Annotated in this window: 25 protein-coding genes; 9 read left to right on the top strand and 16 right to left on the bottom strand. The window is 64.6% G+C overall.

The annotated features are described in order from the left end of the window. Positions 1 to 24: 24 nt before the first annotated feature. Positions 25 to 1,284: an ABC transporter substrate-binding protein gene (locus EN804_RS21860; protein ID WP_135881684.1), complete on the top strand. Its 1,260-nt coding sequence runs from the start codon at positions 25 to 27 to the stop codon at positions 1,282 to 1,284. A 191-nt stretch (positions 1,285 to 1,475) separates the two neighbouring features. Next, positions 1,476 to 2,879, top strand: a complete 1,404-nt coding sequence (locus EN804_RS21855) for an FAD-binding oxidoreductase (RefSeq protein WP_135921350.1) — start codon at positions 1,476 to 1,478, stop codon at positions 2,877 to 2,879. Between the two features lie 17 nt (positions 2,880 to 2,896). On the opposite strand, the gene EN804_RS21850 is transcribed toward EN804_RS21855, so the two are convergent. From EN804_RS21850 to EN804_RS21815, 8 genes are all read right to left on the bottom strand, one after another. Further along, entirely contained in the window at positions 2,897 to 3,697 is an 801-nt protein-coding gene (locus tag EN804_RS21850) for an ABC transporter permease (protein ID WP_127279050.1), read from the bottom strand. Continuing rightward, on the bottom strand, positions 3,694 to 4,566 hold the full coding sequence (locus EN804_RS21845; protein ID WP_127279051.1) for an ABC transporter permease: 873 nt from the start codon (positions 4,564 to 4,566) through the stop codon (positions 3,694 to 3,696). The genes EN804_RS21850 and EN804_RS21845 overlap by 4 nt, the downstream gene beginning before the upstream one ends. Further along, a complete protein-coding gene (locus EN804_RS21840; RefSeq protein WP_127279052.1) occupies positions 4,563 to 5,666 on the bottom strand; it encodes an ABC transporter ATP-binding protein in 1,104 nt (367 codons plus the stop codon). The genes EN804_RS21845 and EN804_RS21840 overlap by 4 nt, the downstream gene beginning before the upstream one ends. Before the next feature lie 76 nt (positions 5,667 to 5,742). Next, positions 5,743 to 6,768: an ABC transporter substrate-binding protein gene (locus EN804_RS21835; protein WP_127279053.1), complete on the bottom strand. Its 1,026-nt coding sequence runs from the start codon at positions 6,766 to 6,768 to the stop codon at positions 5,743 to 5,745. 53 nt (positions 6,769 to 6,821) lie between these two features. After that, entirely contained in the window at positions 6,822 to 7,820 is a 999-nt protein-coding gene (araD1, locus tag EN804_RS21830) for an AraD1 family protein (protein ID WP_127870555.1), read from the bottom strand. 32 nt (positions 7,821 to 7,852) lie between these two features. Then, on the bottom strand, positions 7,853 to 8,632 hold the full coding sequence (locus tag EN804_RS21825; RefSeq protein ID WP_135865110.1) for an SDR family oxidoreductase: 780 nt from the start codon (positions 8,630 to 8,632) through the stop codon (positions 7,853 to 7,855). Between the two features lie 11 nt (positions 8,633 to 8,643). Further along, positions 8,644 to 10,371, bottom strand: coding sequence for an IlvD/Edd family dehydratase (locus EN804_RS21820; RefSeq protein ID WP_135921349.1), 1,728 nt, complete (start codon positions 10,369 to 10,371; stop codon positions 8,644 to 8,646). Next, positions 10,368 to 11,159, bottom strand: a complete 792-nt coding sequence (locus tag EN804_RS21815) for a FadR/GntR family transcriptional regulator (RefSeq protein WP_189524545.1) — start codon at positions 11,157 to 11,159, stop codon at positions 10,368 to 10,370. The genes EN804_RS21820 and EN804_RS21815 overlap by 4 nt, the downstream gene beginning before the upstream one ends. A gap of 61 nt (positions 11,160 to 11,220) precedes the next feature. On the opposite strand from EN804_RS21815, the gene EN804_RS21810 reads away from it, so the two are divergent. After that, complete coding sequence (locus EN804_RS21810; RefSeq protein ID WP_135921348.1) at positions 11,221 to 12,150, top strand: aldose 1-epimerase; 930 nt, start codon at positions 11,221 to 11,223, stop codon at positions 12,148 to 12,150. A 25-nt stretch (positions 12,151 to 12,175) separates the two neighbouring features. Here the strand turns inward: EN804_RS21810 and EN804_RS21805 are convergent, their stop codons facing one another. The 8 genes from EN804_RS21805 to pcaQ form a co-directional block, all read right to left on the bottom strand. After that, positions 12,176 to 13,621, bottom strand: coding sequence for an aldehyde dehydrogenase (locus tag EN804_RS21805; RefSeq protein ID WP_135921347.1), 1,446 nt, complete (start codon positions 13,619 to 13,621; stop codon positions 12,176 to 12,178). Positions 13,622 to 13,654: 33 nt separating this feature from the next. Next, complete coding sequence (locus tag EN804_RS21800) at positions 13,655 to 14,440, bottom strand: coniferyl-alcohol dehydrogenase (protein WP_135921411.1); 786 nt, start codon at positions 14,438 to 14,440, stop codon at positions 13,655 to 13,657. Positions 14,441 to 14,442: 2 nt separating this feature from the next. Then, positions 14,443 to 15,504, bottom strand: coding sequence for a branched-chain amino acid ABC transporter permease (locus tag EN804_RS21795; protein WP_135921346.1), 1,062 nt, complete (start codon positions 15,502 to 15,504; stop codon positions 14,443 to 14,445). Next, positions 15,501 to 16,397, bottom strand: a complete 897-nt coding sequence (locus EN804_RS21790) for a branched-chain amino acid ABC transporter permease (protein WP_135881673.1) — start codon at positions 16,395 to 16,397, stop codon at positions 15,501 to 15,503. Before EN804_RS21790 ends, EN804_RS21795 begins: the two co-directional genes overlap by 4 nt. Further along, positions 16,394 to 17,122: an ABC transporter ATP-binding protein gene (locus EN804_RS21785; RefSeq protein ID WP_127870562.1), complete on the bottom strand. Its 729-nt coding sequence runs from the start codon at positions 17,120 to 17,122 to the stop codon at positions 16,394 to 16,396. The genes EN804_RS21790 and EN804_RS21785 overlap by 4 nt, the downstream gene beginning before the upstream one ends. Next, on the bottom strand, positions 17,119 to 17,862 hold the full coding sequence (locus tag EN804_RS21780) for an ABC transporter ATP-binding protein (RefSeq protein ID WP_127870563.1): 744 nt from the start codon (positions 17,860 to 17,862) through the stop codon (positions 17,119 to 17,121). Before EN804_RS21780 ends, EN804_RS21785 begins: the two co-directional genes overlap by 4 nt. Positions 17,863 to 17,883: 21 nt before the next feature. After that, the gene (locus tag EN804_RS21775) at positions 17,884 to 19,200 is read right to left on the bottom strand and encodes an ABC transporter substrate-binding protein (RefSeq protein ID WP_135921345.1); all 1,317 of its coding nucleotides are present in this window, start codon (positions 19,198 to 19,200) and stop codon (positions 17,884 to 17,886) included. A gap of 140 nt (positions 19,201 to 19,340) precedes the next feature. Next, positions 19,341 to 20,258, bottom strand: a complete 918-nt coding sequence (gene pcaQ / locus EN804_RS21770; protein WP_135921343.1) for a pca operon transcription factor PcaQ — start codon at positions 20,256 to 20,258, stop codon at positions 19,341 to 19,343. Positions 20,259 to 20,351: 93 nt separating this feature from the next. Between pcaQ and pcaD the strand changes: the two genes are divergently transcribed. Genes pcaD through pobA form a run of 6 tightly spaced genes read left to right on the top strand, consistent with a single transcriptional unit; the run spans position 20,352 to position 25,163 of the window. Then, positions 20,352 to 21,161, top strand: coding sequence for a 3-oxoadipate enol-lactonase (gene pcaD / locus EN804_RS21765; RefSeq protein WP_135921341.1), 810 nt, complete (start codon positions 20,352 to 20,354; stop codon positions 21,159 to 21,161). Then, complete coding sequence (gene pcaC / locus EN804_RS21760) at positions 21,154 to 21,564, top strand: 4-carboxymuconolactone decarboxylase (RefSeq protein WP_127277755.1); 411 nt, start codon at positions 21,154 to 21,156, stop codon at positions 21,562 to 21,564. The genes pcaD and pcaC overlap by 8 nt, the downstream gene beginning before the upstream one ends. Continuing rightward, positions 21,557 to 22,309, top strand: a complete 753-nt coding sequence (gene pcaH / locus EN804_RS21755; protein WP_127277756.1) for a protocatechuate 3,4-dioxygenase subunit beta — start codon at positions 21,557 to 21,559, stop codon at positions 22,307 to 22,309. The genes pcaC and pcaH overlap by 8 nt, the downstream gene beginning before the upstream one ends. Then, positions 22,309 to 22,923, top strand: coding sequence for a protocatechuate 3,4-dioxygenase subunit alpha (pcaG, locus tag EN804_RS21750; RefSeq protein ID WP_135921339.1), 615 nt, complete (start codon positions 22,309 to 22,311; stop codon positions 22,921 to 22,923). The genes pcaH and pcaG overlap by 1 nt, the downstream gene beginning before the upstream one ends. A gap of 15 nt (positions 22,924 to 22,938) precedes the next feature. Beyond that, positions 22,939 to 23,991: a 3-carboxy-cis,cis-muconate cycloisomerase gene (locus tag EN804_RS21745; protein ID WP_127277758.1), complete on the top strand. Its 1,053-nt coding sequence runs from the start codon at positions 22,939 to 22,941 to the stop codon at positions 23,989 to 23,991. Further along, entirely contained in the window at positions 23,991 to 25,163 is a 1,173-nt protein-coding gene (gene pobA / locus EN804_RS21740; RefSeq protein WP_135921336.1) for a 4-hydroxybenzoate 3-monooxygenase, read from the top strand. Before EN804_RS21745 ends, pobA begins: the two co-directional genes overlap by 1 nt. Positions 25,164 to 25,192 lie beyond the last annotated feature (29 nt).

Genomic DNA, 25,192 nt, shown 5'->3' with positions numbered 1-25,192 from the left:
TCGTGTAACTCAAGGGGAACAACAATGAGAAAGACGATACTCCAACTCACCACCGCGCTTGCTCTTGTCACGATTGCCGGTGCTGCGCAGGCCGCCGACTGCAAGATCACCGTCGGCCTCGTCATGGAACTGACCGGTCCGGCCGGCGAATATGGCCAGGCCGGCGCCAAGTCGGTCGAGATGGCCTTCCGCGACATCAACGATGCCGGCGGGGTGCGCGGCTGCGATCTCGTCACCGATACCCGTGACAGCCAGAGCCAGGGCAACATCGCGGTCGACGCCGCGACCCAGCTGGTCCAGGTCAAGAAGGTGCCGGTCATCATCGGCGGTATCATTTCCTCGGTGTCGATTCCGATCCTGACCTCGGTCACCGCTCCGGCCAAGATCGTCCAGGTCTCGCCGGCGTCATCCTCGCCGACGCTGACGACACTCGGTCGCGACGGCAAGACCAACGGCATCTTCTTCCGCACCATCACCTCGGATGCGCTGCAGGGCGTGGCCGCCGCCAAATACGCCATCGACAAGGGCTTCAAGAAGCTGGCGATCATCCACGTCAACAACGACTTCGGCGTCAACATGGTGGCAGAATTCTCGCGTGCCTACAAAGCGCTAGGCGGCACCATCGTCTCCGACACGCCCTACAATGAGAAGCAATCGAGCTATGCCTCCGAGGTCACCGCGGCGATGGGAGGCGAGCCGGACGGTCTCTATCTCGTCAGCACGCCGGTCGATGGCGCCACCGTTGCCCGCACCTGGATTTCCCAGGGCGGCGTGCAGAAGTTCCTGCTGAATGACGGCATGAACAGCCCCGACTTCATCGACTCCGTCGGCGCTGATTATCTGAAGGATGCCTATGGCACGTCCTCCGGCACCAGCCCTACCGCATCGACCGAGTATTTCACCAAGAACTACAAGGCATTCTCCGGCATCGAACCGTCGAACCCGGCGGCCGACCGCTCCTATGATGCCGGCGCCATCGTCGGCCTGGCCATCGCCATTGCCGGCTCCGAGGACCCAGCCAAGATCAAGGACGCCATGTACAAGGCGGTCGATCCCGCCGGCACGCCGATCTATGCCGGCAAGGAGGAGTTCGCCAAGGCGCTCGGCCTGATCAAGGATGGCAAGCCGATCCGTTACGAAGGCGTCATCGGACCGGTCGCCTTCGACAAGTTCGGCGACATCACCGGCCCGTTCCGGCTGTGGAAGATCGTCGACGGCAAGGTGACCACCGATGGTGAAATGACCACCGACGACGTCAACGCCCTGCAGGCCAAGCTTCAGTGAGCTGCGCGGTCCTTCCGGCATCAATCTCGGCTCTCGCGATCGATGCCGATATCGCTTGCACGGCATGCGATCACGAATAGGATCGGCCGGCTGCAATTGAAGGATGCGAGCGTGTTGAACAAGGCTACCCATCGGGCCGTCCGGTCGGTGTATGCGGATGACGCGTTTTGCCACACGGGCGCCTGAGCCCGATGTCGCCTGAAACGCAACGACTTCTGTCCGCGCTTGGCGATCGGCTGGGCGCGGGCGGCGTGCTCGCCGGCTCTGATGTCGACCAGCGCTACCGCGACGATCCCGACGGCAAGCTTGGCTTGCTGCCCGAAGTGGTGCTGCGTCCGCGCGATACCGTTGGCGTGGCGGCAGCACTCGCTGGCTGCAACGCTCTCTGTCAGCCGGTCGTCATCCAGGGCGGGCGCACCGGGCTGGCCGGCGGCACACGCGTCCAGTCGGGCGAGATCGTGCTGTCGCTGGAGCGGATGAACGGCCTTGCCGCGCCGGACATCCAAGCCGCCAGTATTGTCGCCGAAGCCGGCGCCACGCTGCAGGCGGTGCAGGAGGCGGCCGACGGCGCCGGGCTGATGTTCGGCGTCGATATCGGCGCGCGCGGTTCGGCCACGGTCGGCGGCAACATCGCCACCAATGCCGGCGGCATCCGCGTGCTGCGTTATGGCATGTACCGGGCGCAGGTGCTGGGGCTGGAAGCGGTGCTGGCCGATGGCAGTGTGCTGTCCTCGCTGAAGGGCCTGCCCAAGGACAATTCCGGCTATGATCTAAGCCAGCTTTTCATCGGCGCGGAAGGGACGCTTGGCGTCGTCACCCGCGCCGCGCTCAGGCTGCATCCGAAGCCTGCCTCCGAGGTGAACGCCTTCTGCGCGCTGCCTTCGCTCGATGCGGCGATCGCCTTGCTTGGGCTGCTGCGGCAAAAGCTCGGCCCGCTTCTGTCCGCCTATGAGGTCAACTTCGCGCCGCTCTATGACGTCATGGTTGCCAGCATGGCCATGCCGGCGCCGTTGCCTGCTGGCTCACCCGTCTATGTGCTGGCCGAAATCCAGGGCAGCGAGCCGGACCGCGATAGCGAGCGCTTCGCCGAGGTTCTGATGCAGGCGGTCGAGGACGGCGTCGTCGACGATGTCGTCATCTCGCAATCGCCGCGCGAATTCCGCACGCTCTGGGATGTGCGCGAAGACGCCAACCGCGTCCTGTTTTCGATCAAGGGCCTGATCGGCGTCGACATCAGCATCCCGCTGGCGCGCATGGGAGCCTTCCTGCAGGAAGCGGATGCCGCCATCCATGCTGTCGATCCCGGCGCCGACATCTATGTCTTTGGCCATCTCGGCGACGGCAACCTGCACTATCAGGTCCTGACCAAGGATCCGGCGGCGGCCTATGGCATCATCTATCGCGGCGTGGCGGCGGCCGGAGGCGGCGTGTCGGCCGAGCATGGCATCGGCCTCGACAAGAAGCAGTGGCTGCATCTGGTGCGCAGCGACGCCGAAATCAATGCGATGCGGCGGCTGAAGTCGGCACTTGATCCGAAGAACATCCTCAATCCAGGACGAGTCTTCGATCTCGGCCCGGCTGCTTCTGCCGGATGATCATCCTGGCTTAAACCTCAATTCCGTTCCGTCGCCATCTGCCTGGGAATGAGAAAACGGGCGGCGAGCACGCAGAGCAGGACAGTGAACATCAGGATCAGCGCCACCAGCGCGTTGATGTCGGGCGAGAAGCCAAGCCGCATCATCGCCCACAGCCTGACCGGCAGCGTGCTTTGCGTGCCGGTGACCAGGATGGTGATCATCGTCTCGTCGAACGACAGAGCGAAGGCCAGGATGGCGCCGCCGACCATGGCGCTCGACAGGTTCGGCAGGATGACGCGCCAGAAGGTCTGCCAGCCGCTGGCACCGAGATCGTAGGAGGCCTCGACCAGCGTGCGGCTCATCGACTGCAGCCGCATCAGCACGGTGCGATAGACGATCGCCAGCACGAAGACCGTGTGGCCGATGACGACGGTCAGCAGCGAGCGTTCGAGGCCGATCTCGCGGAAGAAGATCAGCAGCGCCAGGCCGCTGATGATCGGCGGCATCAGGAATGGCAGGAAGATGATGAATTGCAGAACCGAACGGCCTGAGCGGCGGCCGTGATAGTAGAGCGCCAGCAGCGTCCCGCTGACCACCGACAGGATTACGGTGCAGACGCCGACGACCAGCGTGGTGCGCAGGGCGGCCAGGATGTCGTGGTTCCCCGCCAGCGCCACATAGGTCGAAAGGGTCGGCGACGACCAGTCGACATTGCCATGTGAAACGATGAAGAACGACGACACGATCGGCACGAACAGCGGGCTGTAGAGCAGCACCGCGACCAGTGACGTGATCGCGGCCAGGAAGATGGTGGACGGCCGGGGCAGCGCACTCATACCGACGTCCCCCGGCTGCGTCCGAACCGTTCACCGATGAGGATGGCGGCGATCACCACGATCGCAAGCGCCACCGACAGCGCCGCGCCGAACGGCCAGTTATAGGCGGTGCCGAACTGGCTGTAGAGGATGCGGCCGAAGGTGAAGCCGCTGATCCCGCCGACCATCTGCGGCGTCAGGAAATCGCCGATCGCCAGCACGAAGACGAAACTCGCCGCCGAGGCGACGCCGGGCAGGCTGAGCGGCAAGGTGATGCGCAGGAACGTCTGCAGGCTGCTGGCGCCCAGATCGTCCGAGGCACGCAGCAAGGTCTGCGGAATCCGCTCCAGCGAGAGGAAGATCGGCAGGATGGCGAAGGGGATCAAAAGCAGGCTCAGCGTCAAAAGGATAGCGTTCATGTTGAAGACAAAAAGCGTCGACGGCTGATCCAGGATGCCGAGCGCCACGAGCGCCTTGTTGAGGAAGCCGTTGAGGCCGAGGATGCTGCGGATCGCATAGATCTTGATGACGTAGCTCATCAGCAGCGGCACCAGGAGCAGCATCAGCAAGGCGTAGCGCCACCGTCCTTTCAGCGTCGTCAGGAAATAGGCGGCGGGATAGGCGAGCAGGATGCAGATCACCGCCACCGACACGCACAGCACGATGGTGTTCCAGAACACCGGCAGAAAGATCGGGTCGGTGAAGAACCTGACATAGTTGCCGAGCGTCGGTGCATGGACGATCGTGCCCTGGTCGACGCTGAAGAAGCTGTAGACGAGGAAGATCGCCAGCGGCACGAGGACGAAGATCACCGGCAAGGCGAAGGCCAGCACCGTCACCAGCCGCGACAATCGCCGTTCCGCCGCCTGTGTCGACCCGGCTCCGCTCATGCCAGCACCAGATGGCCTTCATGCGGCGCAAAGCAAAGCGAGACCGTCTCGCCTGATTTCAAAATACTGCCGTCGATCCGACTCGGCATGCGCAACCGCAGGCGCTGAGCGGCGTTGTCCGCGCCCGCCATGATCGTGGCAACCGTCGACGAGCCGGCAAAGGCCAGATCGGCGATGACGCCGGAAAAGCGGTTGTCGCCATCATTGGCATCAGCAAGACGCAAGGCTTCGGGACGGAACGCCGCGAAGGCGCTGGCGCCGTCGGCGGCGGCCTTGAGATGCGGCTGGCCGCTGACCGAGCAGACCAGGCGGCCAAGCGCGGTCTCGATCGGCCGCTGCTCGCCCTGCACGGGACCGAGCTTTCCGGCCACCAGGTTGTTCTCGCCGAAGAAGCGCGCCACGAACTCGCAATTTGGCTTGTAGTAGAGCTCATGCGGCGTGCCGAGCTGGCGGATATGGCCGGCCTGCATGACGCAGATCCGATCGGCCATGCCGATCGCTTCTTCCTGGTCATGGGTGACGAACAGGAAGGTGGTTTTGATCTCGCGCTGGATGGATTTCAGGAATTCCTGCATCTGCCGGCGCAGTTCGAGATCGAGTGCCGCCAAAGGCTCGTCGAGCAGGATCAGGCGCGGCTGGCAGATCAGCGCCCGGGCGAGCGCGACACGCTGGCGCTGGCCGCCGGAAAGCTGCGCCGGAAAGCGGTCGGCGAAACGTCCGAGCTGCACAAGTTCGAGGGCTTGCGACACACGGCTTGCGATCTCCTTGCGCTTGATATGGCGCACCGAAAGCCCGTAGCCGACATTACCGGAGACGGTCATATGCGGGAACAGCGCATAGTCCTGGAACACGGTGTTGAACGGCCGCTTGTTGATCGGCATGCGGCTGATCTCCTGGCCGTCCAGCCGGATTTCGCCGGCGGTCAGCGGCTCCAGCCCGCCGATCAGCCGCAGGACCGTGGTCTTGCCCGAACCCGACGGTCCAAGAACGGTGAGGAACTCACCGTCCCGGATCGACAGGTCGATGTCGTGCAGCACGGGAACCGTGCCGTAGGATTTCGAGACGGACCGCAGCGTCAAGAGGTCGGTGTTCTGGTTCATGGAATATTCTCGCATACGCTTCGGCGGTCCGGAACGTCCGGACCGCCGGGTCCTTCGAGGTCAGGCGCGGAAAAGATCAGGGCGTCGCCTTGACCTCATTCCACATGTCCGAACGCTTGAGCGGATCCTCGACATTGTTGAGCCAGACCAGCTTGTCGTTGCCGCCGGCGCTGCTCGACTCGACCACGGTGTTGCCGAAGCCGGTACGCTCGGAAAGCTCGCCGCCGATCTTCTTGCTCAGCATGAAGTCGATCCACTTCTCGGCCGCCGCATTGTCGCGGACACCCTTGGAGATCACCCAGTTGTCGAGCCAGGCAAGCGCGCCTTCGCTCGGGTTGACGTAGGCGACATGGGCGCCGATCTTCTGCAACGCCTTGACCTGCTGCTGGCCGTAATTGGCCCAGATCAGGGCGACGTCATTGTTCTGGTATATCTGCTGCGCCTCGTCGGCGGTGGTGTAGAAGCTCAGCACATTGCGCTTGAGTTCGACCAGCTTGGCCTTGACCGCCGCCATCTGCTCCGCATTGAGGTTGAACGGATCCTTGTAGCCGAGCGTCAGCGCGGTGAAGGAGAAATTGTGCTCGCCATTGTCATAGGCGAGGATCTTGCCCTTGTAGGCCGGATCCCACAGCACCGACATCGAGGTCGGCGCCGGCTTGACCTTGTCCGTGTCGTAGATCAGCCCGATGGAATCGAAGCAGAACGGAATGCCGTAGACCTTGCCGTCCTTGGTGTCGCCGCTGACCTGCGACAGATCGCGGAAGCGCGGCAGCACGTCCTTCTGGTTCGGCAGTTTCGTGATGTCGATCGGCGATACCAGATCAGCCTTGATGTAGCGCTGCAACTGGGCGGTGTTGACGGCGAAGACATCAAAGTCCTGCCCTTCGCTGCCTTTGATCTTGGCCCAGATCTCGTCATCGCTGCCGATGAAGACGACGTCGACGCCGATGCCGGTGGCGGCGGTGAAGTCTTTCACCCAGTCCGGGTCGGCATAGCCGTCCCAGGCCAGCACGCGAAGGTTCGCGGCCAGCGCCGCCGATGTCATCAGGCCGATGCCGAGCCCGATTGTCGCTAATCTCAGAAATGCTTTCTTCAGTCCCATTTTTAATCTCCCATTGTCGTTCTGGTGGACCGTAATTTCCGGGGCTTTTGCCGTCACAGCTGGGTGACGGCGACCAGTCCCTCGTCCGGCACCGACACCATCCGGTTGCGCAGCGGCTTGCCGAATGCCTGTGCCTGGATTTCATACTCGTCGCCGGAAGCCGTCTTGATACCGGAGGCGTAGCTCATCACCGCCGCCCCGAAGAAATAGGCGTGCAGGTCGCCCGCCCTGCGGTGCATGGGGTAGCGGAAATGGAAATGTTCGAGATTGGCGATCGAGTGCGACATGTGCGCTTCGCCCGACAGGAATTCCTGTTCCCAGATGACCGCGCCGTCGCGCAGGATGCGGGAATGGCCGCGCACTTCTTCGGGCAGGTCGCCGATCAAAAGCTCCGGGCCGATCGAGCAGGAGCGGAGTTTGGAGTGGGCGAGATAGAGGTAGTTCTCGGCCTCCGTCACATGGTCGGAATATTCATTGCCGAGCGCATAGCCGATGCGATAGGGGCGGCCATCAGGCCCATTGAGGTAGAGCCCGACGATCTCGGCCTCCTCGGCACCGGCGCGTGCGAAAGCCGGCATGGGCAGATCGGCGCCGGGCGGCACGACACAGGTGCCGACACCCTTGAAGAACCATTCGGGCTGGATTCCGATCTTGCCGGCGCCGGGCTTGCCGCCTTCCAGGCCCATGCGGAAGATCTTCAGCGAATCCGATTCCTCGGCGTCCTCGCCATGGGTCAGCACATGCATCTTGTCGCGCGCGGCGGCACTTCCGGTGTGGGTCAGGCCGGTGCCGGTGACCAGGAAGCGTGCCGGCTCCGGGTGGTCGACGGGGGCGAGCACGCGGCCATCGCGCAGCAGTTCGCCATAGTCGACCGTGGCCGCACCCGTCCGCTTCTCGACCAGGGCCGTGATCGATGCACCCTGGGCAATCGCCGCTTCGGCGAGTTCCAGCACGGTGCTGGTTTTGTCGAGCGGATGCAGGCGGTTGCCGTCATCGGAAACCCGGCCGACCCGCCTGCCGCCATCGGGCGTTGTGTACTGTACCAGACGCATGAAATACCCTTCTTCCTTTGAGGCTGTACCGGTCACACCCAGCCAGCATCGACGATGAACTGCTGGCTCGTGCACATGCGGCTGTCGTCGGCGGCGAGGAACAGCGCCATGCGCGCGATGTCGGAAGGCTGCAGCCGGTCGGGCAGGCACTGCCTCTCGTCGATCTGGCGTTCGCCGGCCGGGTTCAGCCACAGGCTCATCTGGCGCTCGGTCATCACCCAGCCCGGCACCATGCAGTTGACGCGGATGCGCTCGGGGCCGAGTTCGCGGGCCAGCGCCCGCGTCATGCCGTACACCGCCGCCTTGGCGGTCACATAGGCGGGGCAATCGGGATCGCCGACCATCCAGGTGATGGAGCCGAAATTGATGATCGAGCCGCCGCCCTGCGCGCTCATCTGCGGGCGCACTGCCTGGGCCGCGAAGAACTGGTGGCGCAGATTGACCGCCATGCGGTCGTCCCAATACGCCACCGTCACGTCCTTGGTCTGGTGGCGGTCGTCATTGCCGGCATTGTTGCAAAGCACCTGGATCGGGCCGTTGTGCTGCATCGCCTCCGCGGTCGCCGCCTGCAACTGCTCGACATTGCGCAGGTCGCAGGGAATGAACAGCGGCGCGGCATGCCCCTCGGTCACGATCGCATCGACCAGGCGCCGCGAAGGCTCCTCGGCCAGATCGGCGAAGGCGACGCGGCTGCCTTGCGCACAGAAATGGCGCACCAGGCTTTCGCCGATGCCGCTTCCGCCGCCGGTAATGAACACGCTGCGGCCCTTGAGGCTGGGATAGGTCGCGTAGCTGCCGATCTGATCCGTCATCGCGCGCCTCTCTAGTGGGAATGCCGGGGGACGCCGGCATCGCGCCGGCCGACGAGAAAGTCGAAGTCGCAGCCCTTGTCGGCCTGCAGCACGCGCTCGACATAGAGGCTCTGGTAGCCGCCCAGCGGTGGCGTCGGGGGCTTCCAGTCACGGCGGCGGATGGCCAACTCTTCATCCGACACCAAAAGCTCGAGACGACGGCCGGCAACGTCGAGCTCGATGAGATCACCGTCACGCACCAGGGCAAGCGTGCCACCTGCCGCGGCTTCGGGCGCCACATGCAGCACCACCGTACCGTAGGCCGTGCCGCTCATGCGCGCGTCCGAAATGCGCACCATGTCGGAGACGCCTTCTCTAAGCAGCTTGGCCGGCAGCGGCATGTTGCCGACCTCGGCCATCCCGGGATAGCCGCGCGGCCCGCAGTTCTTCAGCACCATCACCGAGGAGGCATCGATATCCAGTTCCGGATCGTCGATGCGGGCGTAGTAGTGCTCGATATTCTCGAAGACGACGGCCCTGCCGCGATGCTGCATCAGCTCGGGTGTTGCCGCGGACGGCTTGATGACCGCTCCGTTGGGCGCCAGATTGCCGCGCAGGATCGAAATGCCGCCCTCCTTGGTCAGCGGCTCGCTCAGCGGCCGGATGACCTCACGGTTGTAGTTGGGCGCACCGTCGATCAGTTCACCGATGGTCTTGGCGCTGACGGTCATGGCGTCGCGATGAAGAAGCCCCACTTCATCAAGCGACGCCATGACCGCAGCTAGCCCCCCGGCATAGTAGAAATCTTCCATCAGGAACCGGCCCGACGGCATCAGGTCGACAATGGTCGGAACGTCGCGGCCAAGGCGGTCCCAGTCATCGAGGCTGAGATCGACACCAACCCGGTTGGCGATGGCGATCAGATGCAGCACCGCATTGGTCGAACCGCCGATCGCGCCGTTGACGCGAATGGCGTTCTCGAAGGCCTGCCTGGTGAGGATCTGCGAAATCGTCACGTCGCGGCGGACGAGATCGACGATCTGGCGTCCGGCCAGCTGGGCGAGCACGCCACGGCGCGAATCCACGGCGGGGATCGCGGCGTTGTCCGGCATGCCGATGCCGAGCGCTTCCACCATGCTTGCCATGGTCGAAGCGGTGCCCATCGTCATGCAGCTGCCCGCCGACCGGCTCTGGCCCTGCTCGGCGGCGAGGAAGTCGGCAACCGGCATGCGCCCGGCCTTGACCTCCTCGGCGAATTTCCAGACATGCGTGCCCGAGCCGATATCCTGTCCACGGAACTTGCCGTTGAGCATCGGCCCGCCGGAGACGGCGATCGTCGGCAGGTTGCACGAGGCAGCTCCCATCAAGAGCGCCGGCGTGGTCTTGTCGCAGCCGACCAGCAGGATGACGCCATCGATCGGATTGCCACGGATGGATTCCTCGACATCCATGCTGGCGAGGTTGCGAAACAGCATGGCGGTCGGGCGCATGTTGCTTTCGCCCAGCGACATGACCGGGAATTCCAGCGGCAGGCCGCCGGCCTCGTAGACGCCACGTTTGACGTGGTCTGCCAGCGCCCGCAAATGCGCATTGCACGGGGTCAGTTCCGACCAGGTGTTGCAGATGCCGATCACCGGGTGGCCGTCGAAAGCGTCTGCGGGAATGCCCTGGTTCTTCATCCAGCTGCGGTGCATGAAGGCATTCTTGCCCTCACCGCCGAACCAGGCTTCGGACCGCAGTTTACGTTTGGTTTCGGTCACGATTGCTGGCCCCGGTCGTTGCGGCGTTTGTTGCGGTTCTCGACGCTGCGGCGCACGTCGTCCTCCGCATTGTCGATGAGCACCAGCAGCGCCTTTTGCGCCCCGGCGGCGTCGCCGGCGGCAATCTTCTCGGCCACTTCCCGGTGCAGCGGCAAGGAATGGCGCTGGCCTTCCGGATTGTCGTTGGAAAGGCGAAAGCTCATTACCAATGCGGTCTCGACCAGCGCCGCCAGCGAGCCGATCAACTCGTTGCCGGTCATGCGCAGGATGGTCTGGTGGAACACCAAATCGGGCTTGGCGAAGCGGTCGCCGTCATCGCTGACTGCTTCCATTTCGGCTAGTGCCGCATGGATCTCGGCGATCTGTGCCGGCGTTGCACGCCGCGCGGCGAGGGCTGCCGACATCGGCTCGATGGCGCGGCGCAATTCGAACAGCGCCCGCACATCCTCGGCGCTGACACCGCCGGCATAGCGCCAGGACAGGACGTCGGGGTCGAGGAAATTCCAGTCGGAACGCGGTCGCACCCGCGTTCCGGTCTTTGGCCGCGATTCGACCAGCCCCTTGCCGGCCAGCACCTTGATCGCCTCGCGCAGCACCGTGCGGCTGACCCCCAGCATCTCGCTGGAATCGTCGGCATTGGGCAGGGCCTCGCCGGGCAGGAAGTCGCCTTGCACGATGCGCAAGCCGATCTGCTCGACAACGGTGGCGTGCAGCGCGGTGGAGCCGCTGGAAACCGCCACGGCAACCCGTGACGTGCGTGCCGTGCTGAACGATTTTCTATTCTTCATACTATTCATATGATATGTCTTATCGCCATGGCGATTGGAGTCAAGGGATTGGGGAGTGCCGATGACAAAGAATTCCGCTGTGGCAGTCGCGCAGCGCACGGAGCTGGTCTCGATCAGTGACGGCATCGCGACGGTCGAGATTGCTCCGGCCGCCGGCGGAGCGCTGGCGTCGTATCGGTGGTGGCAGGATTGTTCAGCCGTGGATTGGCTGCGCCCGGCCGATCCAGTGGCGATCAGCCGTCGCGATGCTGGCGCCATGGCTTGCTTTCCGCTCGTTCCCTACTCCAACCGTATCAGGGGTGGCCGCTTCGAATTCGCGGGGCGTTCGATCCAATTGCCCAGCCAGCCTGACGATCCACACTACGAGCATGGCCATGGCTGGCGTCACCCGTGGACGGTCGTCAGCCACCAAGCCAGCATGATCGTCCTGCGCTACCGGCACACCGCCGATACCTGGCCATGGAGCTATGAAGCCGAGCAGAAGATCTTTCTGGCTGACGGCAGGCTTTGCATGACCATTGCGGTGCACAACCTGTCGGACGCGCCGATGCCGGTTGGCTTCGGCCTCCATCCGTATTTCCCGTCGACACCGTGGACGCATGTCCAGGCCCGGGTATCAGGCATGTGGGAAACCGATGCGGAGGTCCTGCCCATCCGGCATGTCCCGCCGCCTGCTGGGGCCGATCCATCCATCGGCTTTGACGTATCGGAGGTCGACTTCGACACGGTCTTCACGGAATGGACGCGCCGCGCCCGAATCTCCTGGCCCGAACACGAACGGCAGCTGGACATCGAGGCGGAGGCGCCGCTCGATTTCCTCGTCCTCTACACGCCGCCGGGCGAACCGTTCTTTTGCGCCGAGCCGGTCAGCAACATCACCGACGCTTTCAACCGGATGGATGACAAGAAGATCCATACCGGCTGCATCGTACTGGCGCCTGGCCAGAAGCAATCCGCCAGTATTCGCTTCACACCGTCGCTGGCTGTTTGACGGTCAGCCGTCCAAAGCAGTCCGGTCAGAACGGATAATGCTGGCCAGGGTCCTCGATCGTCACCCAGCGCAAATCGGTGAATTCGGCGATCGAGGCCTTGCCGCCGAAACGGCCATAGCCGGAGCCCTTGACGCCGCCGAACGGCATCTGCGCCTCATCGCCGACCGTCGGCCCGTTGATGTGGCAGATGCCTGCCTGGATGCGGGCGGCGACGGCCATGGCGCGGCGGATGTCGCGGCTGAAGACGGCGGACGACAGGCCGTATTCGGTGTCGTTGGCGATGCGTACCGCCTCGTCTTCGCCTCGCGCGCGAATGACCGGCTTCACGGGTCCGAAGGACTCTTCCGAATAGACGCGCATGGCGGGCGTCACGTGGTCGAGGAGCGTTGCTTCCACGACCGTGCCGGTGCGCTTGCCTCCCGCTAGCAACGTCGCGCCCTTGGCCACGGCATCGGCGACAAGTTCTTCCATCTTGTCGGCCGCCTGGCTGCTGATCAGCGAGCCCAGCACGACATGGCCGCGCGGATCGCCCGCCGGCAGCTTCGAGGCGCGGGCGGCGAGCTTGGCGACGAACTCGTCGGCGATCGTTTCGTCGACGATCAGCCGCTCGGTCGACATGCAGATCTGGCCCTGATGCATGAAGGCGCCGAAGGTCGCGGCATTGACCGCCGCGTCGATGTCGGCATCGTCCAGCACAACCAGCGGCGCCTTGCCGCCGAGTTCGAGAAGCGCGGGCTTCAGGTGCCGGCCGGCGAGCTCGGCGATGATCCGGCCGACCTTGGTCGAGCCGGTAAAGTTGACGCGTTTCACCGCGGGATGCGCGACCAGCGCTTCAACGATACCGGCAGCGTCTTTAGGATCGTTGGTGACGACGTTAATGACGCCCTTGGGCAGCCCTGCCTCGACCAGCACCTGGCCGATCAGCCGATGCGTGCCCGGGCACATTTCGGAGGCTTTCAGCACCACGGTGTTGCCGCAGGCGATCGGCATGGCCACGGCGCGTGTCCCGAGAATGACCGGCGCATTCCAGGGTGCGATGCCGAGGCATACACCGGCCGGCTGGCGGATCGCCATGGCGAGCGTGCCCGGTTTGTCGGACGGAATGATCTCACCCGAAATCTGCGTCGTCATGGCCGCAGCCTCGCGCAGCATGTTGGCTGCCAGCATGACATTGAAGCCGGCCCAGGGGCCTGTGGCGCCGGTCTCTTCCATCATCAGCCTGGTGAATTCACCGACCTTGGTGGCCATCACATCGGCCGCTCTAGAGAGCAGTGCCCGCCGCTCGCCGGGCCCGGTCTTCGACCAGGCGGAAAAGGCAGCGGCGGCTGCTTCGACGGCGGCGTTGGCATCGGCCACGCTTGCCGCCGCCGCGCGCGTCGCCAATTTGCCGGTGAACGGGTCCATGCGCTCGTAGGAAGCCTTGCCTGTTGCCGCCTTTTCGTCGCCGTCGATCAGAAGTCCGATATCCATAGTTGTTTCCCTCGCTCGATGGAGCTTCACAGATTAGAAGCCGAGCACTTCGGCATTGATGGATGCTTCGAGGCCACCGTCAACCGGCACATTGGCGCCGTTGACCCAGCGCGCGCCGTCCGAGCACAGGAACAGCACGACAGGCGCGATGTCACCCGAAGTGCCGGTACGTCCGACCCGGGCGATATCGCTGTCGACGCGGGCATCGCCAAGCACGCTGCGGAACTGTTTCAGGATCGGTGTTTCGACCGGGCCAGGGCTCACCGCATTGACGCGGATGCCACGGTTCCTGAACAGCTCCTGATGTGCCGCGCGCATCGTCCACAGGAGCAGCAGTTCCTTGGACACGGGGTAGCCTTCCTCGTTCTTCATCGCGTGGTCGGCGACCACTTTGGCGACATCGGGGAAACCTTCGATGCCGACCATCGAGGCGGCGCGGTTGAGATTGGCGCGCCAGCCATAACCGGCGATCGAGGCGACGTTGACGATGGCGCCGCCTTCGCGAAGGCTGGGCGCAAGCCCTTCCGAGAGCGCACGCAGACCGAAGAAGTTGACGGCCAGCGTCGAGGCCGCACCGGTGTTGCCGGAGAGGCCGGCGACGTTGCAGAGTGCATCGATGCGCTGCGGCAGGCGCGCGATGAGCTCATCGACGCCCGCCTTCGACGAGATGTCGGCCTTGACGAAACTGCCAACCGCTGCGGCCGGCTCGCGCACATCGGCGCCGATCACGTCGGCGCCGAGCTGGCCGGCAAGCTCCGCCGTGCGTGCGCCGATGCCGGAGGCAGCCCCGGTGATGAGGATGGTCTTGCCGAAAAGCATGCTCATGCCTTCTCCTGATATGTTGTGGCTTGCTGCGACGGGATCATGCCGCCATCGGCGACGTTCGCCGGCAGCTTGACGCGGTAGCCGACCGGCAGCAGGCGCAGCCCAAAGCGCTCCTCGATCGTTCCCCACAGGCCGCGCGGCAGGAAAAGCGAAAACAGCACGGCGGTGGCGCCGAGGCCGATCAGGTACCAGACGCCGGCGCCGCCGAACCAGGTCTCGATGAGGAAGAAGACCAGCGCGCCGAGAATGGCGCCCTCGAACGTGCCGATGCCACCGACCAGAACCATGAAGATCATGTAGGCTGTCCACTGCACGTTGAAGTAGGTTTTCGGCTGGAAGGTGATGGAGGTCGCCAGCCACAATGCGCCGGCAATGCCGATGCCGAAGGCGGCAAGCACGAACAGCAGCCGCTTGGTGCCGGTGACGCGCACGCCGACCGAAGCGGCCGCATCCTCATTGTCGCGAATGGCGCGGATGGCGGCGCCCGTGCTGCCGCGCAGCAGGCCGAAGAGGGCAGCGAGCAGGGCCGTCATCGAGGCCAGCGCCAGCCAGTAGATGGTCACCCGCCTTATCGAGGCATCGTAGACGTTGAGCGAGATCAGCGAGGTGCCGGTTTCGCCCTGCACCAGCCGGTCGAGATTGACCAGCAGATGGGTGAGCGCCGCGATCACCCACATGCCGATGGCGAACTCGCCATTCCTCAGCCGCAGCATGAACAGCGACAGCGGCCAGGAAACCGCGCCGACGATAATTCCCGATGCAAAGAGCGCCAGGAAAGGATTGAGACCGGCATCGGCAAGACGGATGGCGAAATACGCGCCAAGCCCGAAGAACACCTGCTGGCCGACCGAGACCAGGCCGCCGAAACCGGCCAGCGCGTTCCACATCGCCGCCAGGATCACATAGATGAACAGCGCCGTCATGCGGTCGACCGCGCCGGCCGAGAGGAATTGCGGCGCGATGGCGAGCAGCGCGATGACGATGGCCACGGCGATAGCCGCGATGCGCGAGGTCGCGGTACCACGCTCGATCATGGGCGAAGTCGGACCGACGCTCATGGTGCGCTCCGGGAAGGCAGGTGCAACAGCCAGCGCAGGCCAAAGCCGGATGCCGAAAGCCGCACGAACAGCACGACAAGGAACACGGCATGACCGCCGATCAGAAATCCCTGCGGATGCACTTGCGCGCCGAGCGTCTGGGCCAGCGCCAGCACGATGCCGCCGATCAGCGTTCCCCACAGCGACCCGGCGCCGCCGATCACCGCCGCCTCGAAGGCGAACAGCAATTGCGGCGCGCCGGCATAGGGATCGAAGGTCGCGCGCATGCCGAGGAACGCGCCGGCAAGGCCGACGGTGACCATGGCGATGGCGGCAGCAACGGCGTTGGCACGCCGTGCATCGACGCCGACCAGGCCGGCGGTGTCGGGGTCTTCCGAGGTGGCGCGGATCGAGCGGCCAAGCCGGGTGCGGGTCAGGAACAGCTGCAGCCCGCCAAGCAGGACCACGGCGGTGGCGAACATGATCACCGCGAGCTTGCCGACATAGATGCTGCCCGGCCATTCCCAGGAATCATAGGACAGGCTGCCGATGAAGGGCGCCAGCGAACGGGTGTCGGCGCCGAACTGTTGGAACAGCATGTTGTCGATGACGATGGCGAGGCCGAACGTGGTCAGGATCGGCAGCAGGGCGCCGCCGCGCGCACTGCGCTCGAGCAGGAAGCGCTGCAGCGCCCAGCCGATCGCCGCCATCACTGGCAAGACGATGAGCAGGCCGAGAAACGGCGGGATGTGGAACTGCGAGGCCAAAAACCACAGCGCATAGGCGGCGAACACGGCAAGGCTGCCATGGGCGAGGTTGATGATGCGCATCACCGAAAACATGAAGGACAGGCCGCAGGCGATCAGCGCGTAATAGCCGCCGAGCAGGATGCCCTGGATGATCTGGTTGCTCATGCGGGAACGCTCCCGGTGCCCTTCCGGTGCAGGCCGAAATAGGCTTTCGTCACCGCGTCGCGCGAAACGCTCCTGCTCGGCCCTTCGAGCGCGATGCGCCCCTCCAGCATGCAGATGACCTTGTCCGAAACCGACAGCGCCCGATTGAGGTCCTGTTCGACGAGGATGATTGTCGTGCCCGAAGCGATCAGCCCCTGAAGTGCCGCATAGACCCGGTCGACGATCAGCGGCGAAAGACCAAGCGAAACCTCGTCGAGCAGCAGCACGTCGGGATTGCTCATCAGCGCCCGGCCGATCGCCGTCGCCTGCTGCTCGCCGCCGGAGAGATGACCGGTCTTGGCGTGTCGGCGCGGCTTCAGATTGGGAAACATGTCCAGCACTCTGTCGACGCTCCAGTCGCCCGGCCGCCCAGTGGTCTTGCCCAGCAGCAGGTTCTCCTCGACCGTCATCCGCACGAAAAGTTTTCGCCCTTCCGGCACCAGCGCTATGCCCATGCCGACGCGTCTGTGCGACGGCACGCTGGTGAGATCGGCGCCATCCAGAAGCACACGGCCGGCCGCCGGCTGGTGCGCGCCGGCGATGGCCCTGAGCAGCGTCGTCTTGCCGGCGCCATTGGCGCCGACCAGCGCCAGCGTTTCGCCGCGCTTGACGCCGAAGCTGACGCCGCGCACCGCCTGCAGCAGGCCGTGCCGGACAACCAGGTTCTCGACCGACAGCAGGCTCATTTCGGGCCTCCGCCGAGATAGGCGCGCACGACCTCCGGGTCGGCCATCACCGTTTGCGGCTCGCCATCGGCGATGATCCTTCCCGCGTCCATGCAGATCAGCCGTTCGGCCACCTGCAAGAGGATGTGCACGATATGCTCGATCCAGACGATGCCGATCTTGCGCCGGCGCAATTCCTTGATCGTGTCGACAAGCTCGCCGGCTTCGCCATCGGTCAGGCCGCCGCCGATCTCGTCCAGCAGCAGCAGCGTTGGCCGGGCCGCCAATGCGCGTGCCAATTCCAGACGTTTCCGGTCGAGCAGGCCGAGCGTCTCGGCGCGCCGGTTGGCGACCCCAAGCATGCCGCACAGCTTCAGCGAGCCGAGCGCCTCCTCATAGGCCTCGTCGCGGCCGAGCCCCGCGCCATGTGACGCGGCAACAAAAACATTCTCGAAGGTGGTCATGCCGCTGAATGGTTTCGGCACCTGATGCGTGCGCACCAGGCCCAGCCGGCAGCGCGCCGTGGCCGGCAGCGCTGTTACATCGCCGCCCTTGAAGGAGACCGAGCCGGCGCTCGGAGGAAAGGCGCCTGAAAGCACGCTGAGCAGCGTGGTCTTGCCGGCACCGTTCGGGCCGACAATGCCGACCGCCTCGTCGGCGGCCATAGCGAAGTCGACGGCCTCCAGCACCACGAGCGCGCCGAAGCGCTTGTGGATGCCGGCGGCGGCGAGAACAGCCTGTTGTTGCGGATGGGTCACCAGGTGGTCCTCGTCAGCGGTCCATCAGCCGTTGTAAGGCAGAAGCTTGGCTTCGACCGGAACGTTCGGATCGGTGGCGTTCTCGGTCACGACGTAGTCGAGCGGGAACTTGCTGCCTTCCTTGGCGGCAATCCATTGCGTGCCGATGATCGGGCCGGGCGACACGTTGGCCACCGGGCCGCCGGTGAAGTCGACCTTGCCGATCATGGTTTCGGTCTTGAGCGTGCTCAGCGCCTTGGCGACCGCCGCCTTGTCCTTGGCATTGGAGCTCGCTTTCAGCGCCTCGAAGCCGGCGTCGAGCAGCGACATCGAGGCGCCGAGCTGCTGCGTCCATTGTTTGCCGCTCGCCGCCTCGTAGCCGTCGGCAAGCTCGGTCCCCGAGACGCCGGTCAGCGGCGACTTGTATGGAAAGGCCTTATGCCAGTAGGCGGCGCTCGAAATCTTCATGCCGAGGTCGCCGAGCGCCTCGATGTCGGAGGGAAACAGCCCGGTCTTGGCGACCTGGCAGATCTTGATCTGCTTGATCAGGCCTTGCTGGGCCGCCTGACGCCAGAAGGCGGCGAAGTCAGGCGGGATCGGGAACGAGTTGAAGATCTCGACGCCTTCCTGCTTGAACAGCGCGATCTGCGAGGAATAATCGGTGGTGCCGGTCTCATAGGCGCCCGGGTCGACGATGGTGAAACCCTGCTTGGCCAGCAACGGCGCGAGATGAGCTCGGATGGCGTTGCCGTCGGCGTCGTTCGGATACATGACGCCGACCTTCTTGTTGGTCTCGATCAGGTTCCACTGCGAGACGTAGGCCCTGAAGAATTCGTCGACCCCGAAGCCGAAATGATAGGTCCATTTGAACGGCGAGGGCGCGCCGGGCTTGGCGCCGCGGCCGAAATACCAGGCTTCCCACGGCATGACCGTCGACAGGCACGGCACGCCGGCGGCTTCGCAGGCATCGGCCACCGGGTTGATCACCTCGGGCGTCGATACCGCGAGCATCAGGTCGATGGCCTGGTTGTTGATCAGGTCCTTGGCGAGCTGGCCCGCGCGGGAGGGATCCGATTGCGTGTCCTGGTCGAGGATTTCCACGCTGTATTTCTTGCCGCCGAGCTCGATGCCGCCGGCCAGCGCCTTGCGGGCTAGGTCGAGCACATAGCCGTCGGTCTCGCCGAAGCCACCGAGCGGTCCGGTGCGCGGGCTGACGAAGCCGACCTTCAGCTTGTTCTCAGCCTGGGCGAAGGCCTTGCCGCCACCAAGCGCGAGTGCCGCGCCGCCAGCCATCGAGGTGGCGAGAAACTGGCGCCGCGACACGCCACGAATACTGGATCTGCTACTGCTAGCGTAGGTCATGCATTCCTCCCTCTGTGGTCCTCCATCGGTACAGTGCACCAGTGATTTGGTTCGGTAAAATGATATTTTGCGGTGTTTCATTAACCCTGGGGTTAGCGGATTCCTGAGGGAAGACGGAGCCCGTCTGACCAGTCGATGCCTTAGCTGCCCGATCTGGCCGCCTCGCGAATGGTTTGCAGCAGAATGGTGAAGGCCGGCGAGGGGGCGGTGTCGGTGCGCATCGTCAGGCCGACCGGCCCCTTGGTCTCGTCGGTGTCGACCGGCAGGGAGACGAAGGCGCCGTTGGCGATCTCGTTGGCGACCACGCCGGCCGAAATGATCCACACCGCATTGCTCTGCCGCATGAAGGCGCGGCCGAACGAATCCGAGACGGTCTCGATCTCCGTGGCCGGCGCGGTCATGCCGTTGGTTATGAACAGGCGATCGACAAAGGGCCGGATGACGGATTCCCGGGTCGGCATCAGCACCGGAAATTCGTCGAGGCTGGCGAAGATGTCGGCTCCCGGCTGCAGCAGCGGATGTCCGGCCCGCACCACGAACAGCACCTGTTCGGAGTAGAGATGTTCGAAGAAGAAGCCGGTCATGTTCTCGGGCGCCGCCAGCCGTCCGACGACGAGATCGAGCGCGCCGGTGCGCAACTGTTCGAGCAGAACGGCGTTTTCGCCTGTGACGATCTTGAGCGCGGCGCCGGTATTTTCCCGCAGGAACAGGCTCATGGCTCGCGGCATGACCTTCGCCGACACGGTCGGCAGCGCGCCGATGCGGATCGGATGGCGATTGACGGCGCCGTCCTGGCGGACGGAATCGACACCGCGCTTGAGAGCCGTTATCGCCGAACCGGCATGGCCGAGGAAGATCTCGCCAAGCCGCGTGACGCGGATGCCGCGCCCGTCACGCTCGACGACGGCGACACCGAGCGCTTCTTCCAGTTCACGCAGCGTCTTGGTCACCGCCGGCGCGCTGACATGCAGAAAATCGGCGGCGCGGGCCACGCTGCCTTGTCGCGCGACTTCCAGGAATGCCTGCAGGTGACGGAACCGGATGCGGCTCTCGGACATGAATTTGATAACCCCTGAGTTAATGAAACGGCGCAAAATATCATTTTACCGAACCAAACGCCTTGTGCAATGTGGAGATGGAGGATTGAAATCGTGCCATTCGTCACCCTTGGCGGCATCACGCTGCATCACCGATATGTCGAGGCGAACGGCAGGACGCCACCGGTGGTGTTCATCAATTCGCTGGGCACCGACTTTCGCATCTGGGACGAAACTGTCTCGGCGCTTGAGGGGGAAATGCCCTTGCTGGTCTACGACAAGCGCGGCCACGGACTGTCCGACATCGGTGACATCAGGTCGATCGACGATCATGTCGACGATCTCTCGGCGCTCATCGATCATTTCGGGTTGGAGAAGGTCGTGCTGTGCGGCCTGTCGGTCGGTGGCATGATCGCGCAAGGGCTCTATGCCAGGCGCCCTGGGATCGTCGAGGCCATGATCCTTTGCGACACGGCCCACAAGATAGGCACTATGGACAGCTGGAACACACGCATTGCGACGGTCGAAAGCAAGGGCATTCAGGCCGTTGCCGATGGCGTCCTCAAAGTGTGGTTCACCCCTGCCTTTCACGCGGCGCGGGTGGCCGAGCTTGACGGCTACTGGAACATGATGACCCGGCAATCGCCCGCCGGCTATATCGGGACTTGCGCGGCGGTTCGCGACGCGGATTTCACCGATGCCGCACGCCGCATCGCGGTGCCCACGCTCTGTATCGCCGGCGACCAGGATGGCTCGACACCACCCGATCTCGTCCGTTCGCTGGCCGCCCTGATCCCCGGTGCGCGTTTCGAGATCATCCGCGACGCCGGGCACATTCCCTGCGTCGAACAACCCGAGGCGCTCACCGCGCTGATCCGCGATTTCATCGCATCGCTTGCCCCTGGAGCACAAACTCATGGATGAAGTCCCCGGCAACGCGACCAGATATCGCACCGGCCTTGCGGTGCGGCGCGCCGTGCTCGGCGATCCGCATGTCGACCGGGCCGAGGTCGCTGCCACCGATTTCGACCAGCCTTTCCAGGAACTGATCACCGAGGCTGCCTGGGGAACGGTGTGGGCCAGACCAGGCTTCAGCAAGCGCGAACGCTCGATCGTCACGCTGGCGCTGCTGGCCGCACTCGGCCATGATGAAGAGGTCGCCTTGCATGTGCGCGCCACCGCCAACACCGGTGCGACGCGCGAGGATATTTGCGAGGCCTTCCTGCATGTCGCGATCTATGCCGGCGTGCCGGCGGCCAACCGCGCCTTCAGGATTGCCAAGGAGGTGTTTGCGGAAATGGACGCAGACAAGGCTGCCCATGGCTGAGCCCGGCTCCAACCAGACGCCGGAAACCGGCGCCTTCTTCCAGCGCGACCGCCAATGGCACCCGCCGGCGTTCACGCCGAGTTACAAGAGTTCTGTGCTGCGTTCTCCACAGAAGGCATTGCTGTCATTCGACAACACGCTGTCGGAACTGACCGGCCCGGTGTTTGGCCATGCCATGATCCGTGAACGCGACAACGACCTGATCCACAATTTCGCCAGGCCGGGCGAGAGCGCCATCGGCGAGCGCATCATCGTCCATGGGCGGGTGCTCGACGAGCGCGGCGTTGGCGTTCCTGGTGCGCTGCTCGAATTCTGGCAGGCCAATGCCGGCGGCCGCTATCGCCATAAGAAGGACGGCTATCTGGCGCCGCTCGATCCGAATTTCGGCGGATGCGGCCGCACCCTCACCGGCGAGGACGGCGCCTATGCCTTTCGCACTGTCAGGCCCGGTCCTTATCCCTGGCCGAACGGCCCGAACGACTGGCGGCCGGCGCACATCCATTTTTCGGTTTTCGGCCACGGCTTCGCGCAGCGGCTGATCACGCAGATGTATTTCGAGGGCGATCCGCTGATCTGGCGCTGTCCGATCGTCGGCGGCATTCGCGACAAGGCGGCCGTCGAAGCGCTGATTGCCGCGCTCGACATGCAATCGACAATCCCGATGGACGCGCTTGCCTACAAATTCGATATCGTGCTGCGCGGGCGCCGCTCGACGCTGTTCGAAAACAGACCGGAGGGCAATTGATGGCGCAGTCGCTCGACCGGCCGAAAGAGAGCCCTTCGCAGACCGCCGGACCCTATGTCCATATCGGGCTGACGCCGAATTTCTGCGGCATCGGCGGCGTCTATGAGGACGATCTTGGCTCGGCCATGGTCAATGAGCGGACCAAGGGCGAGCGCATCGAGTTGCGCATTCGCGTGCTCGACGGCACCGGCACGCCGTTGAAGGACGCGCTGATCGAGATCTGGCAGGCGGATGCCGACGGGCTCTACAATTCGTCCGCGGAGATGCGCGGTGCCGCCGATCCGAACTTCTTCGGCTGGGGCCGTTGCCCGACCGACATGGAAACCGGGCTCTGCTCGTTCGAGACCATCAAGCCCGGCCGCGTGCCGTTCCGCGACGGTCGCCTGATGGCGCCACACATCACGCTCTGGATCGTCGCGCGCGGCATCAACCTCGGTCTGCATACACGGCTCTATTTTTCCGACGAGGAAGAAGCCAATGGCGAGGATCCGATCCTGGCGCGTATCGAGCACCGCGTTCGCGTGTCGACGCTGATCGCCGAGCGCCAGGGCGACGCCTATATCTTCGATATCCATCTCCAGGGGGAGAAGGAAACCGTCTTCTTCGACAGTTGATGGACGGAGCAGGACATGACCGTATCGCCCTTCGACCATCCGCTGCTTTCGGGCCTGCTCGGCGACGAGGAGGCGGCGCGGCATTTTTCGGTGGAAGCCGACATTGCCGCGATGCTGGATTTCGAACGTGCCTTGGCCGAAGCCGAGGCCGACCGCGGCATCATCCCCAGGGAGGCCGCGGCGGCGATCGTCAAGGCGATTGCCTCGTTCCGGCCGGATACCGGCAAGCTGCGCGCTGGGGTCACCAAGGATGGCGTCGTGGTCCCGGAGCTGGTGCGCCAGATCAAACTGGCCGTCGGCGAACCGCATGGCGGTTCGGTCCATTTCGGCGCCACCAGCCAGGACGTCATCGACACCAGCCTTGTGCTCCGGCTGAAATCCGTCGTCGAGCATCTCGGCCTGCTGCTGACCGAGACAATCATAAGGCTCGCGTCCCTGGAGGAGCGCTTCGGGGGTAGGGCGCTGACCGGGGTGACCCGCATGCAGCCGGCGATCCCGATCACCGTGGCGGATCGCGTGACGGCGTGGCGGGCGCCACTGCAGCGGCACCAGGAGAGGCTGTCGCAACAGTCGACGCGCCTGCTCGTCCTCCAGTTCGGCGGCGCCGCCGGCACTCTGGAAAAGCTTGGCGACAAGGGGCTGGCGGTGCGCGCCGCACTTGCCGCCAGGCTCGGCCTCGGCGATGCCTCGCAATGGCAGAGCCAGCGCGATGCGCTCGCTGACTTGGCCGGCCTGATGTCGCTGATAACGGGAAGTCTCGGCAAGTTCGGCCAGGACATCGCGCTGCTGGCGCAAGGCGGCACCGACATCGAGCTATCGGGCGGTGGCGGCTCGTCGGCGATGCCGCACAAGCAGAACCCGGTGAAGGCCGAAGCATTGGTGGCGCTTGCTCGTTTCAACGCCACGCAACTTTCCGGCATGCATCAGGCGCTGGTGCATGAGCAGGAGCGTTCGGGTTCCGCCTGGACGCTGGAATGGCTGCTGCTGCCGCAGATGGTCGTCGCGACGGCCGCATCCCTGCGCCTTGCCGCCGAACTGGCCGCGCAGGTCGAAAGCCTCGGCCACTGATGCGCACCCAGGTCGTCATCGTCGGCTCGGGACCGTCCGGCCTGCTGCTCGGCCAGTTGCTCGCCACCATCGGCGTCGAGACCGTCATCCTCGAGCGGTCGAGCCGCGAGCACGTGCTTGGCCGCGTGCGGGCCGGCGTGCTCGAACAGGGCACGGTCGACCTGCTTGGGGAGGCTGGTGCTGCTGAAAGGCTGCATGCCGAAGGCCTTCCGCACTCCGGCATCTCGCTTGCTTTCGACGGACGGCTGCACCGCATCGATCTCACTGCACTCACCGGTGGCAAGCATGTCACCGTCTATGGCCAGACCGAGGTGACACATGATTTGATGGACAAGCGCGAAGCGGCGGGACTGGTCACCGTCTATGAAGCAGCCGATGTCGCGCTGCACGATTTCGACGGTGCCGCGCCTTTCGTCACCTATGAGAGGGATGGCGTCAGCCATCGCATCGACTGCGACTTTATCGCCGGCTGTGACGGCTATCACGGTGTCTCCCGCAAATCGGCACCAGCGCGGGCGCTGAAAACCTTCGAGCGGCAATATCCGTTCGGCTGGCTGGGCGTGCTGGCGGAAGTGCCGCCGGCCGATCATGAACTGGTCTATGCCAATCATGAGCGAGGCTTCGCGCTGTGCTCGATGCGGTCGACGCACCGCAGCCGCTACTATGTGCAGTGCCCTCAGGACGACAGGGTCGAGGCATGGTCCGACGACCGCTTCTGGGACGAGCTGCGCCGCCGCTTGCCGGAGCGGACGGCAGCAGGCGTCACCACCGGACCGTCCTTCGAAAAGTCGATCGCACCGCTGCGCTCCTTCGTCGCCGAACCCATGCGCTTCGGCCGGCTGTTCCTGGTCGGCGATGCCGCCCACATCGTGCCGCCGACCGGCGCCAAGGGTCTCAACCTCGCCGCCAGCGACGTGCGCTATCTCTTTGCCGGTTTGCGCTACTTCTACCGCGAGAAATCCATGGCCGGCATCGACGCCTATTCGCAAAAGGCATTGGCGCGGGTGTGGAAGGCGGTGCGCTTTTCCTGGTGGATGACGACCATGCTGCATCGCTTTCCCGATACCGGCGACTTCGGCCAGCGCATCCAGGAGGCCGAACTCGACTATCTCGTGCACTCGCGCGCAGCGTCGACGGCGTTGGCGGAAAACTATGTCGGCCTGCCTTATTAGAGCCTGTTCCATCCCGATGGATCGGGATG

It is taken from the genome of Mesorhizobium sp. M8A.F.Ca.ET.161.01.1.1 (assembly GCF_004792105.1).
Lineage (GTDB): Bacteria > Pseudomonadota > Alphaproteobacteria > Rhizobiales > Rhizobiaceae > Mesorhizobium.
The sequence above is the reverse complement of the archived record's forward strand: the minus strand, read 5'-3'. Positions and strand labels throughout refer to the sequence as shown.

What these genes read in the sequence shown, in the direction of transcription:
- EN804_RS21800 (WP_135921411.1), bottom strand. Translation starts at nt 14,440, where the DNA reads ATGCTTTTCGGCAAGACCATCCTCATCACCGGGGCTGCCTCCGGCATC.
- EN804_RS21745 (WP_127277758.1), top strand. Translation starts at nt 22,939, where the DNA reads ATGACCGTATCGCCCTTCGACCATCCGCTGCTTTCGGGCCTGCTCGGC.
- EN804_RS21815 (WP_189524545.1), bottom strand. Translation starts at nt 11,159, where the DNA reads ATGAAGAATAGAAAATCGTTCAGCACGGCACGCACGTCACGGGTTGCC.
- EN804_RS21790 (WP_135881673.1), bottom strand. Translation starts at nt 16,397, where the DNA reads ATGAGCAACCAGATCATCCAGGGCATCCTGCTCGGCGGCTATTACGCG.
- EN804_RS21810 (WP_135921348.1), top strand. Translation starts at nt 11,221, where the DNA reads ATGACAAAGAATTCCGCTGTGGCAGTCGCGCAGCGCACGGAGCTGGTC.
- EN804_RS21795 (WP_135921346.1), bottom strand. Translation starts at nt 15,504, where the DNA reads ATGAGCGTCGGTCCGACTTCGCCCATGATCGAGCGTGGTACCGCGACC.
- araD1 (WP_127870555.1), bottom strand. Translation starts at nt 7,820, where the DNA reads ATGCGTCTGGTACAGTACACAACGCCCGATGGCGGCAGGCGGGTCGGC.
- pobA (WP_135921336.1), top strand. Translation starts at nt 23,991, where the DNA reads ATGCGCACCCAGGTCGTCATCGTCGGCTCGGGACCGTCCGGCCTGCTG.
- pcaH (WP_127277756.1), top strand. Translation starts at nt 21,557, where the DNA reads ATGGCTGAGCCCGGCTCCAACCAGACGCCGGAAACCGGCGCCTTCTTC.
- EN804_RS21775 (WP_135921345.1), bottom strand. Translation starts at nt 19,200, where the DNA reads ATGACCTACGCTAGCAGTAGCAGATCCAGTATTCGTGGCGTGTCGCGG.
- EN804_RS21860 (WP_135881684.1), top strand. Translation starts at nt 25, where the DNA reads ATGAGAAAGACGATACTCCAACTCACCACCGCGCTTGCTCTTGTCACG.
- EN804_RS21840 (WP_127279052.1), bottom strand. Translation starts at nt 5,666, where the DNA reads ATGAACCAGAACACCGACCTCTTGACGCTGCGGTCCGTCTCGAAATCC.
- pcaQ (WP_135921343.1), bottom strand. Translation starts at nt 20,258, where the DNA reads ATGTCCGAGAGCCGCATCCGGTTCCGTCACCTGCAGGCATTCCTGGAA.
- EN804_RS21845 (WP_127279051.1), bottom strand. Translation starts at nt 4,566, where the DNA reads ATGAGCGGAGCCGGGTCGACACAGGCGGCGGAACGGCGATTGTCGCGG.
- EN804_RS21805 (WP_135921347.1), bottom strand. Translation starts at nt 13,621, where the DNA reads ATGGATATCGGACTTCTGATCGACGGCGACGAAAAGGCGGCAACAGGC.
- pcaG (WP_135921339.1), top strand. Translation starts at nt 22,309, where the DNA reads ATGGCGCAGTCGCTCGACCGGCCGAAAGAGAGCCCTTCGCAGACCGCC.
- EN804_RS21785 (WP_127870562.1), bottom strand. Translation starts at nt 17,122, where the DNA reads ATGAGCCTGCTGTCGGTCGAGAACCTGGTTGTCCGGCACGGCCTGCTG.
- EN804_RS21850 (WP_127279050.1), bottom strand. Translation starts at nt 3,697, where the DNA reads ATGAGTGCGCTGCCCCGGCCGTCCACCATCTTCCTGGCCGCGATCACG.
- pcaC (WP_127277755.1), top strand. Translation starts at nt 21,154, where the DNA reads ATGGATGAAGTCCCCGGCAACGCGACCAGATATCGCACCGGCCTTGCG.
- EN804_RS21835 (WP_127279053.1), bottom strand. Translation starts at nt 6,768, where the DNA reads ATGGGACTGAAGAAAGCATTTCTGAGATTAGCGACAATCGGGCTCGGC.
- EN804_RS21825 (WP_135865110.1), bottom strand. Translation starts at nt 8,632, where the DNA reads ATGACGGATCAGATCGGCAGCTACGCGACCTATCCCAGCCTCAAGGGC.
- EN804_RS21855 (WP_135921350.1), top strand. Translation starts at nt 1,476, where the DNA reads ATGTCGCCTGAAACGCAACGACTTCTGTCCGCGCTTGGCGATCGGCTG.